The 14,170-nt window shown below is 47.4% G+C and carries 14 protein-coding genes; 7 read left to right on the top strand and 7 right to left on the bottom strand.

The window, feature by feature from the left end; all coding sequences use genetic code 11:
- Positions 1-17 precede the first annotated feature (17 nt).
- From RH46_RS16465 to RH46_RS16455, 3 genes are all read left to right on the top strand, one after another.
- The gene (locus tag RH46_RS16465; RefSeq protein ID WP_006880645.1) at positions 18-743 is read left to right on the top strand and encodes an ABC transporter permease; all 726 of its coding nucleotides are present in this window, start codon (positions 18-20) and stop codon (positions 741-743) included.
- A complete protein-coding gene (locus tag RH46_RS16460; protein ID WP_006880644.1) occupies positions 736-1,503 on the top strand; it encodes an ABC transporter permease in 768 nt (255 codons plus the stop codon). The genes RH46_RS16465 and RH46_RS16460 overlap by 8 nt, the downstream gene beginning before the upstream one ends.
- 73 nt (positions 1,504-1,576) lie before the next feature.
- Positions 1,577-2,233, top strand: coding sequence for a TetR/AcrR family transcriptional regulator (locus RH46_RS16455; protein WP_006880643.1), 657 nt, complete (start codon positions 1,577-1,579; stop codon positions 2,231-2,233).
- Between the two features lie 71 nt (positions 2,234-2,304).
- Here the strand turns inward: RH46_RS16455 and RH46_RS16450 are convergent, their stop codons facing one another.
- The 5 genes from RH46_RS16450 to RH46_RS16430 form a co-directional block, all read right to left on the bottom strand.
- Entirely contained in the window at positions 2,305-2,730 is a 426-nt protein-coding gene (locus tag RH46_RS16450; protein ID WP_006880642.1) for a universal stress protein, read from the bottom strand.
- Position 2,731: 1 nt separating this feature from the next.
- Positions 2,732-4,054, bottom strand: coding sequence for a TRAP transporter large permease (locus RH46_RS16445; RefSeq protein WP_006880641.1), 1,323 nt, complete (start codon positions 4,052-4,054; stop codon positions 2,732-2,734).
- Entirely contained in the window at positions 4,051-4,629 is a 579-nt protein-coding gene (locus RH46_RS16440; protein ID WP_040896069.1) for a TRAP transporter small permease subunit, read from the bottom strand. Before RH46_RS16440 ends, RH46_RS16445 begins: the two co-directional genes overlap by 4 nt.
- Positions 4,630-4,744: 115 nt before the next feature.
- Positions 4,745-5,776, bottom strand: coding sequence for a TRAP transporter substrate-binding protein (locus tag RH46_RS16435; RefSeq protein ID WP_006880639.1), 1,032 nt, complete (start codon positions 5,774-5,776; stop codon positions 4,745-4,747).
- A 288-nt stretch (positions 5,777-6,064) separates the two neighbouring features.
- On the bottom strand, positions 6,065-7,522 hold the full coding sequence (locus RH46_RS16430; RefSeq protein ID WP_006880638.1) for an NAD-dependent succinate-semialdehyde dehydrogenase: 1,458 nt from the start codon (positions 7,520-7,522) through the stop codon (positions 6,065-6,067).
- A gap of 153 nt (positions 7,523-7,675) precedes the next feature.
- On the opposite strand from RH46_RS16430, the gene RH46_RS16425 reads away from it, so the two are divergent.
- Entirely contained in the window at positions 7,676-8,608 is a 933-nt protein-coding gene (locus RH46_RS16425) for a LysR family transcriptional regulator (protein WP_006880637.1), read from the top strand.
- 55 nt (positions 8,609-8,663) lie between these two features.
- On the opposite strand, the gene lhgO is transcribed toward RH46_RS16425, so the two are convergent.
- Together lhgO and glaH are read right to left on the bottom strand one after the other, a co-directional pair.
- A complete protein-coding gene (gene lhgO, locus RH46_RS16420; protein WP_006880636.1) occupies positions 8,664-9,908 on the bottom strand; it encodes an L-2-hydroxyglutarate dehydrogenase in 1,245 nt (414 codons plus the stop codon).
- Between the two features lie 112 nt (positions 9,909-10,020).
- The gene (gene glaH / locus RH46_RS16415) at positions 10,021-10,980 is read right to left on the bottom strand and encodes a glutarate dioxygenase GlaH (protein WP_006880635.1); all 960 of its coding nucleotides are present in this window, start codon (positions 10,978-10,980) and stop codon (positions 10,021-10,023) included.
- Between the two features lie 187 nt (positions 10,981-11,167).
- Here glaH and RH46_RS16410 point away from each other — a divergent pair, with 187 nt between their 5' ends.
- From RH46_RS16410 to RH46_RS16400, 3 genes are all read left to right on the top strand, one after another.
- Positions 11,168-12,055: a LysR family transcriptional regulator gene (locus tag RH46_RS16410; RefSeq protein ID WP_006880634.1), complete on the top strand. Its 888-nt coding sequence runs from the start codon at positions 11,168-11,170 to the stop codon at positions 12,053-12,055.
- 123 nt (positions 12,056-12,178) lie between these two features.
- Entirely contained in the window at positions 12,179-13,498 is a 1,320-nt protein-coding gene (gene aptA / locus RH46_RS16405; protein WP_006880633.1) for an omega-aminotransferase AptA, read from the top strand.
- Between the two features lie 312 nt (positions 13,499-13,810).
- Positions 13,811-14,170 (top strand): BCCT family transporter (locus RH46_RS16400; RefSeq protein WP_006880632.1); only part of this gene is annotated, 360 nt, incomplete at its 3' end.

The following is a 14,170-nucleotide window of genomic DNA, read 5'->3' as shown; positions in this document are numbered from 1 at the left end:
GTTCACCGGAGAGCTAGATGGCAAATTATCGAGATATGAGTGCCTTAGAGCTACTCTCACTATCCCCTCCCGGCTGGGGGGGATATCTGCTAGACGGCCTGATGGTCTCGCTGCAAATAGCCGGACTCGGCTATTTGTGCGGCCTGGCAATCGGTTTTGTTGGCGCCAAAGCGAAACGCGGTAAAAACCTGTTTTGGATCGACATAGCTAAAATCTACACAACGGTCATTCGCTCTGTTCCCGAGCTGGTATTGATCTTACTGGTCTACTTCGCCCTGCCGGAGCTGATCAATCAGGGGTTACAACTGTTTGGCTTCGAACCATTTGAGATGAGTGGTTTCTGGGCCGGTGTGCTGGTGATTGCAATCGTTCAGGGTGCTTACGCAACCGAAGTCATCCGTGGTGCACTGAATAGTGTTCCACCCGGACACATTGAAGCCGCGCATAGCTTCGGCATGCATCCCTGGGTAGTTTTCTATCGCATCACCATTCCTGAAATGCTGCCCAACGCAATTCCCGGTCTTTCTAACCTGTGGCTTATTGCCACTAAAGATACCGCCCTGCTTGCAGTGGTTGGATTTACAGAGCTAACTCTGGCAGCCAAACAGGCAGCAGGCGCGACTAAGGATTACTTTCTGTTTCTGGCCGCAGCTGGTGTGCTCTACCTTCTGGTCTCACTGGTTTCAAACCGATTGTTCAAATACCTGGAGCAACGTGTAAGCAAAGGAGTTAAGTATGCTTAACCGTACTCATGGTCACCGATATTTTCTTGCAGCAGGCGCTGGCGCATTTGTGCTGGCAGTCATTGTCGGGCTCGACTGGCAATGGATAAGTAAGTATTCAGGCGACATCACCACGGCTTTATGGAAAACCCTGCTACTGCTGATCAGCACAGTAATTTGCGGTTTTGCTCTTGGTGTTTTGCTTGGCTTAGCTCAGCTGTCTGAATCCAAACCTCTGGCTGGATTAGCAACAGGGTTCTGTACCATGATTCGTGGTACACCACTTCTGTTGCAACTGTGGTTACTCTATTATGGCCTGGGGTCACTGTTTCCCTATATTCCAGGGATCAGACAAAGCTGGTTATGGCCTTACCTGATTGAAGTCTGGCCGTACGCCTTTATTGCGCTGACACTCTCTTTCGCCGGATATGAAGGTGAAGTAATGCGCGGAGCACTAAAAGGCGTCCCAAAAGGTGAGCTTGAAGCCGCACACTCGATGGGGATGTCACGCTGGTTGGTTCTACGCAGAATCTGGTTACCACGAGCTATTCAGCGAATTCTACCCACCCTCAATGGCGAGGTTATACTGCAACTTAAGGCAACTCCATTAGTGGCTACCATCTCCTTCGTCGATATCTTTGCCGTGTTCTCCCGCGTCAGGCAGGAAACCTATATCATTTATGAGCCCTTGATACTGCTGGCTGTTATCTACTTGATTATTGCTGGCTTAATTACTCTGGGCTTTTGGCTCCTTGAACGGCGCTATCCTACTTATTCATAACAAAAGTTTGTTATATTAAGGCCAACTTATAACTTCGCAATGGCGCGACACAGATAGAACTAAATCACCTTCTATGAACGAGAAACGCAGATTATCGCGACAAGAACAGTCCAATAACCGTAAAAATGAGTTGGTTGAAGCAACCTTACGCGTGATTGCAGCCCATGGTGTAAAGGCTGCGACTGTCCGTACTATCGCCGAAGAAGCGAGTGTCACTCAAGGTCTGATTCGCTATCATTTTCGCAGTAAAGACGAGCTGATCATTGCCGCTTATGAAAAGCATATGACCGACCTAATCTCAGCCGCCTCTCATGGAGCTTCGCAAGGAGATTACTCGTGTGCAAAGCGCCGTTTAGCGATGTTTGTTCGTGCTTCGGTCATGCCTCCGGTTATTGATGCTCAAGTGATTGCTATCTGGGCAGGTTTCTTTCAAATGCTGTTCCACAGTGATTCAATGCGTGAAAGCCATAAAAAGACTTATCACCTGCTGCGAAACCACATTAAATCTCTGATTGCCGATGTATTTGAGCAAGAAGGCAGAGATGTATCTGAAGCAGAACTGCGCCAGTTAAGCATCGCCTGCAATGGGGTTCTTGATGGTTTGTGGATCGAAGGTGGCATTATCCCCGATGAGTTCGACGACAACGAGTTAGTCGATACGGTAATTCGCGCATTTAGCGGTATGATTCAGGTCGATTTAGCACCCTATGTGCAAGGGCTAGATGACTAAATCTGCATAGTCAGGCGACTGAATTTAACAGGCCAACTCGTTTGAGTTGGCCTTATCGTTTCTAGATGCTGCTAACGCACAACAAATACTGAGCAGGGAGCGTGGCGAACCACCTTAGCAGCATTCGAACCGAGCAGATATGAGCGGAGTTTAGGCTTAGCTGATGCCATAACTATCGCATCCACATTGGACTGCTTAGCCTGAACCACGACTTCGTCAAACACCACGCCATTTCGTACGATACTACTTCCGCGATGCTGCTTTGGCACAAACTGTTCAAGCATGGTCTGCACGGTGTCGAAAGCATTCTGGTGCTGGGACGAAAACACCTTGCCACCAACGGTTGGAACCATACTGTGATGGATACGCGCGTCATCAACATAAAGCATGTCGATCACCCCTTCACTATCGATCAGTTTCAGTGCCATCTCGACCTCTTTTTTCACTACTTCAGGGTAAGCAAGGTCAACAGGCATCAAGATATGTTTCAGGCTCATACTAGTTTACTCCCATCACTTTGTTAGGCAGCCACATCACGACTTCCGGGAACAACATACAGGTAATCAACACGCACAATTTCAGCAGGATAAATGGCAGAATCGAGCGATAGATATCCATCATATTGACCCCAGGCGGAGCGATACCTTTGAGGTAGAACAGCGCAAAGCCGTATGGGGGGGTCTGTACCGCAATTTCGATATTAAGAATCATCAGAATACCAAACCAGATGGGGTCATAGCCCAGCGAGACCACAATTGGGGTGAACAAAGGCGCACACATCAGGACAATGATGAGCTCATCGATAATAAAGCCGAGCAACAACATGATGACCTGCAGCAGGATGATGACACCTAATGGCGGTAAGCCAAGATCCTGAGTCAGCTGGGCAACCATATTCTGCACCCCACTCAACATGTGGAAGTTACTGAATATCGAGGCACCAAGAATGATCCACATCGAAACACTGACCAACATAGCGGTTTCGAAACCGGACGATTTAAACATCTCAAAGCGAAAACGCTTAAACACTACTGCCAGTAAAATCGCACCGACAACCCCGATTGCACCGGATTCAGTTGGTGTGGCAATACCGGTAATAATACTACCCAGCACCGCAACAATCAGCAGTAACGAGAACAGCCCGTCACGAGCGGTACGTACCTTCTCTTTGCCTGTCATGGTGCTTTCACTACCCGTGCCCAGCGGCGCTTTTTTCGGATTGAGTTTACAGCTGATAATGACATAAGCGACCAACAAGGTGATGGAAATCAACGCTGGGATAATCGCTGCAAGGAACATACGTCCGACTGAGTTTTGCGTGGTCGCTGCGTACATGATCATTGGAATGCTTGGTGGAATAAGAATGCCCAGACCGCCACCAGCCATGATTACCCCCAGAGCGAGTCGCTTATCGTAGCCACGCTCCAGCATAGGTTTCAGAGCAATACTTCCCGAGGTCATGATGCCCGCACCGATAATACCAACCATGGCACCAATCATCGAACAAACGCCAATCACGCTAATAGCCAAAGAGCCACGAACCCGACCAATCACCATCTGACTGGCATTAAACATCGCATCACCGATACCAGAGCGGGTCAGCAGTTGTCCCATATAGATATACAAAGGGATCGCCAACAGAATAAAACTGAAGAAGTTGCTCTCGATGGTGGTTGGGATAAGGTTAAAAATTCCCTCTCCCCATGTCATGTATCCCATCCCCATGGCAATACCACCAAGCGCCAGACCGACAGGAGCCCCCAGAGCAAAACTAAATAAAATACAGCCGATAAGCAGCAGCGTTAATACTTCAATACTCATACATCACCTGCTTGTTCAACGAGTTCCTGTTGCGTTTGATTAATTTCTGCAGGCTGCTCTATCAAGGCTTTGCCTGTCACTATGTAATAGAGGTCCTGCACCAAGTCACTGCTAAACTGGAGAATAAAAGATCCACAGGCAACCACCATCATTACCCAGAAGTGCGCCATACTCGGAGCCCATTCAGATTGACGTCGGTAGTTAAATTCAATCGCTTCTTGAAACTTGCCAAAAGCCATCATCAAAATAACCGCGAGGAAGAAGATCGCCAGCGAGTAAGAGAGCAGATTAAAACAGGCGCGCAGACGCATTGAGACAGAAAGGTAGAGCACATCAACGTTGATATGCGCTTTATTCTGCTGGGCAAGGGCACCACCTAAGGCGGCGATATAACCAAATAAGAATAGAGAAACGTCATACGCCCAGATAGTCGGAGTACCCAGCACATAACGAGAAAAAACTTCAAAAGCAACGGTAAGGGCTAAAATCGGCATCAGAAAAGAAGCCGACACTCCAATCCCACGCACTAGTCGATTTACGTTCAGGCAATAAAATGACAATAACTTGCTCAACATATACATCATCCCTAGAACAAAAATGGAAAAGGGGGCAAGCCCCCTTATTGGCAATCTCACCAGCGATTCGACGTCTACCCTAAGACTTTAAGCTAGTGAAACTGCCAGTTTTTAATTAGTTATTTTGTACAATCTTGATTAAGCGCTGGCTGTACTTATCTGAGTTCGCGTACTCGCCCCACAATGAACCCGCAGCTTCATTCCACTTAGCTACATCTTCTTTGCTTGGCTCTGGGCTCCATTTCATGCCTTTCGCTTCCATATCAGCGATAGCCTGAGATTCCCATAGACGTGACTTGGTCATTTGCTCACGAGCGTGAACCGCGCTTGCTGCACGAACAATCGCCTGCAGGTCTTGAGGCAGTTTGTTCCAGGCACTCTTGTTGACTACGATTGGTAGCGCCTGAGCACCTGCGATTGGCAAACGGTACATGTATTTAGCAACTTCAACGTGGTTACCATCACGGTGGTCAATCAGGTTACTACCAATTGAGCCGTCGATTACGCCTGTTGCCAGACTGGTGTAGATTTCGCTCCAGGACAGAGAAGCTGGCGACGCGCCCAGATTACGCAGGAACTTTCCGTAGGCACCTGGAGCACGGATTTTCAAACCTTTAAACTCTTCAATTGAATTAATCGGGTTCTTGGTCAGAACATAAACCGGTAGCTGGATATATGGTTCTAGCCAGACAAGGTTTTGTTGGTCGTAAGCTTCTTCTAACACTTCACCCCAGCCACGTTCATGGAACAGAGCACTCAACTCGCCAACATCGTCAGTCATCCCCGGCAGACCGACTTCTACAACACCGGCAGGAAATTCACCAGCATGCATTGGCTGGAAAGGTGCGCCCATTGTCATCAGGCCAGATTTAACCGAACCCAGCACACCCGTTTGCCCCACACCTTCACCGGCATACATCACCTGAACAGAAATACGGCCATTTGACATGGTTTCGATGTTTTCAGCGAAGCTCTTGTAAACTTCACCATAAGCGGTGCCACGTGAATACAGGTTCACAAAACGCCAGTTATGCTCTGCAGCGAAAGCTTCAGAAACGGTAAATAAGGTACTTGAAAGTGCAAGAGCGTAGCCTGCAACTTTTTTGGTGATGCTTCCATTGCGCAGCTTGCTTAATGTTTTAAACATGAATTATCTCCTTGTTATAATCCTGCTGAGATGGCCAGTGCAGCCAACCACAGATGTGGCGTAACGTTTAACTTCCTCGTTGTCACCTTGTGACTGATAATTACAATTTATTTACATTTGTTAAATTCAGATTTATCCACGTAAAGTTTTATTCCCTTCAACCTTTCCATTTCCGCCAGGGCTGCCGCTTGCTAAAGGCAAAAAAAAGCAGCACACTAGTGCTGCAAAAACTATCTAAACGGATAACAAATAATAGGTTAGGGAACCTATGTCTGAGAGGCTCAATACTTATGCGCGTTCGTCAATTGCGGTACATAAGTATTTCACTTCAAGGTAGTCGTCGATTCCGTATTTGGAACCCTCACGGCCACAACCAGACTCTTTAACGCCACCAAATGGAGCTACCTCGGTCGAGATAATGCCTTCATTGATGCCAACAATTCCGTACTCGAGTTCTTCACTGACGCGCCATACCCGGCTGTTGTCTCGGGTATAGAAATAAGCCGCCAGTCCATACGGGGTGGCATTGGCGCGCTCAATCACATCTGCCTCATTGTTAAAACGGAACACGGTCGAAACCGGACCAAACAACTCCTGATGGGCAATATCCATCTGCTCAGTCACGTCAGTCAGTATGGTTGGCTGATAGAATTGACAACCCACATCTGAGACCGCTCCGCCTAACGCTAATTTAGCCCCCTGCTCGATCGCCTCTTCCACCAGACCTGACACTTTTTCGACAGCTTTGTGGTTGATCAGCGGACCAATATCCGTGCCATCTACCAGACCATCGCCAATCTTAAGTCCAGTCACCACTTCACAATAGCGAGCCATAAACTGATCATAGATATCGTCATGAACATAAAGTCGATTGGTGCATACACAGGTCTGCCCTGCGTTACGATATTTAGACAGCACTGCTCCTTGTACTGCTTTCTCGATATCGGCATCTTCAAAGACAATAAACGGCGCATTACCGCCAAGCTCCATTGAGACTTTTTTGACCGTATCAGCAGCCTGGCGAAGGATCAGTTTGCCGACCGGAGTTGAGCCGGTAAAAGAGACTTTACGAACCAGAGGGTGCTGGCACAGAACTTCACCGACTTCCGCCGGACGTGCAGTGGTGACAACATTGACCACGCCTTTAGGGATACCCGCCTGCTCAGCTAAAGCAGCCATCGCCAAGGCACATAGCGGCGTATCCTCACCAGGCTTAATCACGACCGTACAGCCCGCAGCAAGTGCAGGCCCGACTTTGCGAGTGATCATCGCGACCGGAAAGTTCCACGGTGTTATCGCGCTCACCACTCCGACTGGTTGCTTTAGAGTCATATAACGATTATGCCCATTGGCAGCAGGAATAATGTCACCATATGTACGTTTAGCTTCTTCCGCGAACCACTCCAGAAACGATGCTCCATAGAGCACTTCACCGTAGGCTTCTTTATAAGGCTTACCTTGTTCACTAGTTAATAAGGTTGCTAAAGACTCGGCGTTTTCGACCATCAAATCGAACCATTTTTTCAGTAGGCTTGCGCGCTGCTTTGCACTGGTTTTGCGCCAACTTTTAAACGCTTCATGAGCAGCGATAACCGCAGTTTCCGCTTCCTGTTTGCCCATGTCCGGTACGCTGGTTATGGTTTCACCATTGGCAGGGTTAACAATGTTCACCACGCTACCATTACTCGCTTCTACCCACTCTCCATTGATGTATCCTTGGGAGAAGACCAAATCTAAATCTTTCATCACTCAGTTCCCTACTGTTAGAAGTATTAGCAACTTCAAAGAATCGTGACAGAAAATCACGCATAATCGTCTAATCGCATAACAAAATAATAACAACGTAGGAGAGGCGATAAATATTCTCCTATAAACATAAAGTTTTATGAGCCTAAAACAATGACGAAAACACCCTCACCTGTTGGTCAAATAGGTGACTATGAAATCAAACAACTGAAGATCTTTAAGGTCGTCGCCGATTGTGGCGGTTTCTCTGCTGCCGAAACCGAACTCAATATCAGTCGTTCAACCATCAGCATTCATATCTCCAATCTCGAATCGCGCCTCAATCTGACGCTATGCCGCCGTGGCAGAGCTGGGTTCGCCCTGACGGAAGAAGGTATCGTAGTTTATGAAGCGACGGTAAAACTGCTGGGGGAGCTGGAAGATTTTCGTAACACCATCAACCATCTGGATATTCAGCTATCAGGTAACCTTACCGTGCTGTTTAGCGACAACATCAGCCTCGATCAGCGGGCTGGAATACCCGATGTTATCCGCCAGTTTTCAAAACTGGCGCAAGAGGTTTACCTTACGGCAGATGTTGCTCGCATGAGTGAAATTGAACGTATGGTGATGCAGGAAGAGGCCGATATTGGTTTCATCCCTTTTCACCGTGAGCTTGAAGGCTTGGAGTACCAGCACATTTATACCGATGTCTGTTACCTCTATGCCAGTAACAAGAATCCATTAGCCAAGTTGAATGATGATGAGCTGACCGATGAGATCATTGATGGCTTTCCGGTTGCCTATGCAGGAATGAAAACTCAGGAACGCATTAACGGTCATCTCGCTAATATGAATCTCAAAGCAACCGCCTATAACTATGAATCGCGTATGGCACTGCTGCTCTCTTCACGCTTTATTGGCTACCTGCCAGAACTGTACGCGAAGCCCTATGTCGAACGAGGCGAGTTGGTCGCTATAGCGCCAGAAAGGCGCAGTTTTCAATTGGAAATCATGGCGATAACCAAGAAAACCAATGCCCTCAATAAAGTGCGTTCGCTGTTTATCAATATCATGCGCGATCATTATCGTAGCCAGGGCAGATAAAACTCAGCCCAGTGCTGTGAAACACTGGGCTGATATTCGCACCAAACAACATTAATTAAGCGACTTGAGCAACCTCGCTGCGCTTAACCTCTTGCTTTTGCTCTATCTTGTCACAGATATAGCCACCGATTGGGATGGCAGACGTTGCCGCAGGTGAAGGGGCATTGCATACGTGCAAGCTGCGTTTGCTCTCCGCAAACAAGAAATCATGCACTAAGGTACCATCTTTCAGTACCGCCTGAGCGCGAATCCCTGCCGGATAGGGTTCGAGATCTTCGACTTTAATCTGTGGGCAATACTTGTTGACCAGTTTTAGGTAACCGGCTTTCCACCACGAGTTTTTGGTCTCAATCAAACCGGTTTTAAGGTGTTTAGCCGACACTTTCCAGAAACCGGGGAAACTCAACATATCCAGCACATCACGCAGACTGAAGTTGATTTTACCGTAACCTTCACGCTTCCACCCTTGCACCGCATTAGGACCAACCGTTACTGAGCCATCGATCATTCGTGTCAGGTGCACACCAAGGAAGGGTAAATCAGGATCGGGAATCGGGTAGATAAGATGATTGACAATATTGTTGTACTTTTTCGGTAAACGATAATACTCACCGCGATAAGGCACTATCTGAAAATCCGTTTCAATGCCCATCATTTTGGTCATTCTGTCGGCCATCAGACCCGAACATACCACTAAGAATTTACCATCGTAGGAAACGACCTGATCTTTTTTCTGCGCCGAAACCACCACACATTGCGGCGACTCATACAGCCCGGTCACCTCTGTGCCTAACGCGACTTCACCACCCGCTTCGACAAACACCTGGGCCATTTTCTCCGTTACCTGACGGTAGCTAACAATACTGGTGGTTGAAACAGCAATAGCGCCTAAACCAACAATATTTGGCTCACGGACTTTCAGCTCCTCCTGATCAATCAGTTCCACATCCAGACCGTTTTTTTGACAACGCTGATACAGTGCATGCATACGTTCGACTTCAAGAGGACTGGTTGCTACTAATAATTTGCCGCAGTTCTCTACCGGGATATCGTGCTCAGCGCAGAAGTTAGTAGTCGCAGCTACTCCTGCTTTACAGAATTCTGCCTTAAGGCTACCTGGCGCGTAGTAGACGCCAGCATGTATAACACCGCTGTTGTGTCCGGTTTGGTGACATGAAAAGCCCTGCTCTTTTTCAAGCAGTAAAATCGACTTGTCAGGGTTGCGCAGTTGCAATTGCCATGCGGTTGAAACGCCAACAATCCCGCCACCAACGACGATGTAGTCGTATACTTTTTCCACGCTCGTACTCCTTCACTCACTCTGTTTTAATTATAGCGAAACGCCCTTCCCCGTTCACTGAATGAATGGACAAAGGCGTTTGACTATAAGCCCCCGAACACGGGGACATTAGTTAGCGAGTAAAATGACCGCGCTGACGAAGTAGCTCACGTTTCAAACCTTCGTGGGCGACGAACTTATCACGACCATGTAGCCAGCAGTGGTTCTGAACGACAAGCATTGAGCCAACGTTAACACGAACATTGAAACAGTTAGTGTCGCTTTCCAATGATTCACTCATCTGATGCAGATAAAGCCCTTGCTGCATGTTCTGTGGCTGAGCAAACTGGTCAATAAACAGCATGTGTGGTTTACCGTTCTTGTCCTCTTCAAAGAACACAGGGTGATTAATGGTGTAACCGACATTTTTACTTGGTGGAGCACCCCAAACGATATCTTGCTTAGCCATTGGATGGTGGTAAAAACGCTCAAGATCCTGCCAGTCATCAACATGTAGTAGCAATGAATCGCCCATTTGCATGTTCTTTTCGTCCATCTTCATCATCAGAACGAAATCGGTACGTTCATTGACGTAAGTGCCGTCGTTGTGCAGTTCCATGCGGCGGTGTGCCTGACGCAGGTAGCTGTCGCTGTTGTCATCATTTTTGACCGTGAAACGAGCGTAGTATTTGCCATACATAGCATCGAAGTTAGGAATACCGATCAGGTGAGAAATCGCCGTTGAAAGAATAACAAAAAACTCGCGCTGCTCTTCGCTATCGGAGAAGCTTGCTTTCGCTTCTTCTGAAGGTTCAAGTAAGAAAGCGCCTGTTTCACGATCTTCCATGGTCTCAACTAAGAATTTACCTAGCTGGTAATCACACGCTTTGTCGAGTGCGTCTGCAACTGCGAAACGCAAAAATGCTTTATATTCCAAAGACTGTAGGTTGTATTCTTGAATCAAATCAGCAAATTTATCTAACGTCTCTTTGGCTAGAGTTACCACCTGAAGACGCGGGCTCTCTGGGTGTAGGGAGATAGTAAAGCCGCAGCGTTCCTCGACATTCTGGTTGAAAACCTTAGCGATATTCATTGTTTCACATCCTTTTTTTTGGCTGAGCAGTCAGACTGCTTTTCACGTCATATTGTTGTTTTTAGCTAAGCGAATGGGCCCGACGCTTGAGTTAACAAAACTATAACTACAGCAGGAACATATTAACAATATATGGTAGATATAGTTTCCATATACAAAATAGATGGCGAATTCAGGAGTAACCGCAATGGACTTAAAGCGCCTGCACTATTTCCACCAGCTTGCTCAGACTGGCAACTTCACTAAAGCGGCTGATCAACTGGGGATTGCTCAGTCAGCACTAAGTACCAGTATTAAAAAACTCGAACATCAGCTCGGGCTAAAACTGATTAACCGCGCCGAACGGCAGATGAGCCTCACCACCGAAGGTCAGGTTCTGTTGCGTCATGCAAAAATCATTTTGGAAGATGTCGAGCAAGCAGAAAAAGAGATGCAGGAGCTGAAAGGGCTCACCAGTGGCGTGATCAATTTTGGCGTCTCCGCGATGCTTGCCTCCTACTATCTGCCTGACGCCCTTGAGCAGTTCAAGAAAGTCTACCCGGGGATACAGATTAATATTCACGAAGCTGGCACTGCGACCCTTGGTCAGATGCTGGTTAATGGGGAGCTGGATCTGGCTTTAATCCGCGGTGACCGTCAACATGAACAGATTCGCCAGAGCGTGCTGGCACAAGATCAGATTGCGGCTTGTGTTCCTGCTCAACACCCCTTTGCCAACAGAGAAAGCATCACCATGGAAGAGTTTTGTCAGCAGCCACTGGTGTTGTTTAAGAACGGTTACTTTCTGCGTGAAACCGTCAACAGCTATTGCCACAACAACAAAATTCAGCCTGATATTCATTTCGAAACCAATCTGCCTGAACTGCTTAAATCCATGGTTAGGCGCAATATCGGAATCGGGACCTGTCTTCCCGTGCTAGTTAGAGGTGATGATGAGCTGAGAGCTATTCCCTTCGACCCGCCAATCCCTTTGCAACTGGGTATCGGCTGGAAGTCGAGTCACTACCTATCCACTGCTGCCAAAGCTTTTGTCAGCTTTCTGACTGACACTTTGAGTGAGGGGAGCAAGAGCTGATCGGTTTACATCGCCTCAATAGTTTGATGGCGATAAACCTTTATATTTATCCGTAATGATTTTACTCAACCAGAGCCATCGATAACATCTCGGCAACATTAACCAACGCAGAGCTTGTCGAACATGGAAACAAACAACCGTTACGATGCCTTCTGGATGCCCTTTACCGCGAACCGAGATTTCAAAGCAAACCCGCGCATCATCAATCGTGCCGAGGGCATGTACTGTTATTCGGATCAGAACACTCAGCTTCTTGATGCTACCGCTGGCCTTTGGTGTGTCAACGCTGGCCACGGTCGTAAAGAGATCGGTGAAGCAATGGCGAAACAAGTCGCAGAACTCGACTACAGTTCCCCATTCAACTTTGGTCACGACATTGGTTTTGAATTCGCTCAACGCCTGGTGAAATACACTCCACCGGGTATCGATAAAGTGTTCTTCACCAATTCAGGCTCAGAAGCAGTCGAAACCGCACTTAAGATTGCCCTCGCCTATCAACAAGCCAAAGGCAACACAGGTAAATTCAAGCTGATTGGCCGAGAGCTGGGCTATCACGGGGTTAACTTTGGCGGTATTTCTGTCGGCGGCCTTACTCCGAACCGTAAAGGGTTTGGTCCTCTGCTACAAACTGACCACCTTGAGCACACTCTGGATATTGAGCGTAATGCATTTAGCCGCGGCTTGCCTGAACATGGCGTAGAAAAAGCTCAGCAGCTAGAAAGACTGATTCAGCTTCACGGTGCTGACAGTGTTGCTGCTGTCATTGTTGAGCCTATCGCGGGAGCGGGCGGTGTCATTCTGCCACCAAAAGGTTATCTGCGTCAGCTACGTGAAATCTGTGACCGTCACGATGTGGTTTTGATCTTTGATGAAGTCATCACGGGCTGGGGGCGTCTGGGCTCAGCATTTGCTGCTGAAGAGTTTGATGTGGTGCCTGATTTGATTACATCAGCAAAAGGGATCAGCAGCGGTGTTGTACCACTCGGTGCGGTGTTCGCTAAAAATGAGATCTACCAGACCGTTGTCAATCAAGCTCCGGAAGGCAGTGTCGAATTCTTCCATGGCTATACCTACTCAGGTCACCCAGTCGCATGTGCTGCGGGTCTAGCAACACTAGATATCTATGAACGTGAAGGGCTACTTAATCGTGCCAGCGGAGAAATCGGTCAATACTTCGAACAGGGACTGCACTCGCTGAAAGATATTGATTCAATCATTGATATCCGCAACTACGGTCTGATCGGTGCTGTGCAGTTTGCTGAAGCATCTCATGGTAAACCCATTGGCTTTGATATTCTCAAACGTTGTTACGACAAGGGCGTTATGGTTCGTAGCATGGGCAATACTATTGCACTATCGCCACCACTCATTATTGAAAAGCACCACATTGACCTTATCGTCGATACTCTGGGTCAGGTGGCTAAAGAGCTGACTCACTCATAACTCTCCGATGCGCAGCAGACATTTCTTGCCTTTTTGCTGCGCTTTTTTTCACTCACCAGCCAACCAACCTATGGCTAATTCAATCGCCAGCTATTACTTCCCACGCCCCAATCAATTACACATCAAAACATTAGACAACCAACCAATCCAAATAACAAAAACCCGCTCATTTTTGTGATATTTGCACAAAACGACATAAAAATGTATATTCTCGTCACAAAATTTATTTCGAACTCAAAACAATTTTGGAGCAGTTTTAGTGCTTTCCTTCTAAAAAAGTAAGCACACGATTAAAACTTTTACTTGTTATTTATGGACAATGCAGCAAAAAAATACAGTATCGACACCACTGATTATCAGGTCGGTCAGGACAACGTACAAAAGTGGGGATTCGATATCCACAACCCAGTATTCGGCATCAGTGCAGGTCTGGTAATCTTATGCCTTCTTTCACTTCTTATTGTCGATCCGGCTACCGCTCGTGATGCACTAAACGGACTAAGAAACAGCATCATTGCTGACTTTGACCTGTTCTTTATGTGGTCAACGAACTTCTTTATTGTCTTTGCCATCGCGCTACTGCTATCGCCACTTGGAAAAATCCGTATTGGTGGTAAAGAAGCCCGCGCAGAACACTCAACACTATCCTGGTTGTCGATGCTATTTCGCGGC

The sequence above is a fragment of the Vibrio brasiliensis LMG 20546 genome, assembly GCF_000189255.1.
GTDB lineage: Bacteria > Pseudomonadota > Gammaproteobacteria > Enterobacterales > Vibrionaceae > Vibrio > Vibrio brasiliensis.
The sequence above is the reverse complement of the archived record's forward strand: the minus strand, read 5'-3'. Positions and strand labels throughout refer to the sequence as shown.

Excerpts from the sequence above, each read along its gene's own strand:
- aptA (WP_006880633.1), top strand. The coding sequence starts at position 12,179 with ATGGAAACAAACAACCGTTACGATGCCTTCTGGATGCCCTTTACCGCG.
- RH46_RS16430 (WP_006880638.1), bottom strand. The coding sequence starts at position 7,522 with ATGAAAGATTTAGATTTGGTCTTCTCCCAAGGATACATCAATGGAGAG.
- RH46_RS16445 (WP_006880641.1), bottom strand. The coding sequence starts at position 4,054 with ATGAGTATTGAAGTATTAACGCTGCTGCTTATCGGCTGTATTTTATTT.
- RH46_RS16465 (WP_006880645.1), top strand. The coding sequence starts at position 18 with ATGGCAAATTATCGAGATATGAGTGCCTTAGAGCTACTCTCACTATCC.
- RH46_RS16455 (WP_006880643.1), top strand. The coding sequence starts at position 1,577 with ATGAACGAGAAACGCAGATTATCGCGACAAGAACAGTCCAATAACCGT.
- RH46_RS16435 (WP_006880639.1), bottom strand. The coding sequence starts at position 5,776 with ATGTTTAAAACATTAAGCAAGCTGCGCAATGGAAGCATCACCAAAAAA.
- RH46_RS16410 (WP_006880634.1), top strand. The coding sequence starts at position 11,168 with ATGGACTTAAAGCGCCTGCACTATTTCCACCAGCTTGCTCAGACTGGC.
- RH46_RS16440 (WP_040896069.1), bottom strand. The coding sequence starts at position 4,629 with ATGTTGAGCAAGTTATTGTCATTTTATTGCCTGAACGTAAATCGACTA.
- RH46_RS16450 (WP_006880642.1), bottom strand. The coding sequence starts at position 2,730 with ATGAGCCTGAAACATATCTTGATGCCTGTTGACCTTGCTTACCCTGAA.
- glaH (WP_006880635.1), bottom strand. The coding sequence starts at position 10,980 with ATGAATATCGCTAAGGTTTTCAACCAGAATGTCGAGGAACGCTGCGGC.
- RH46_RS16425 (WP_006880637.1), top strand. The coding sequence starts at position 7,676 with ATGACGAAAACACCCTCACCTGTTGGTCAAATAGGTGACTATGAAATC.
- RH46_RS16460 (WP_006880644.1), top strand. The coding sequence starts at position 736 with ATGCTTAACCGTACTCATGGTCACCGATATTTTCTTGCAGCAGGCGCT.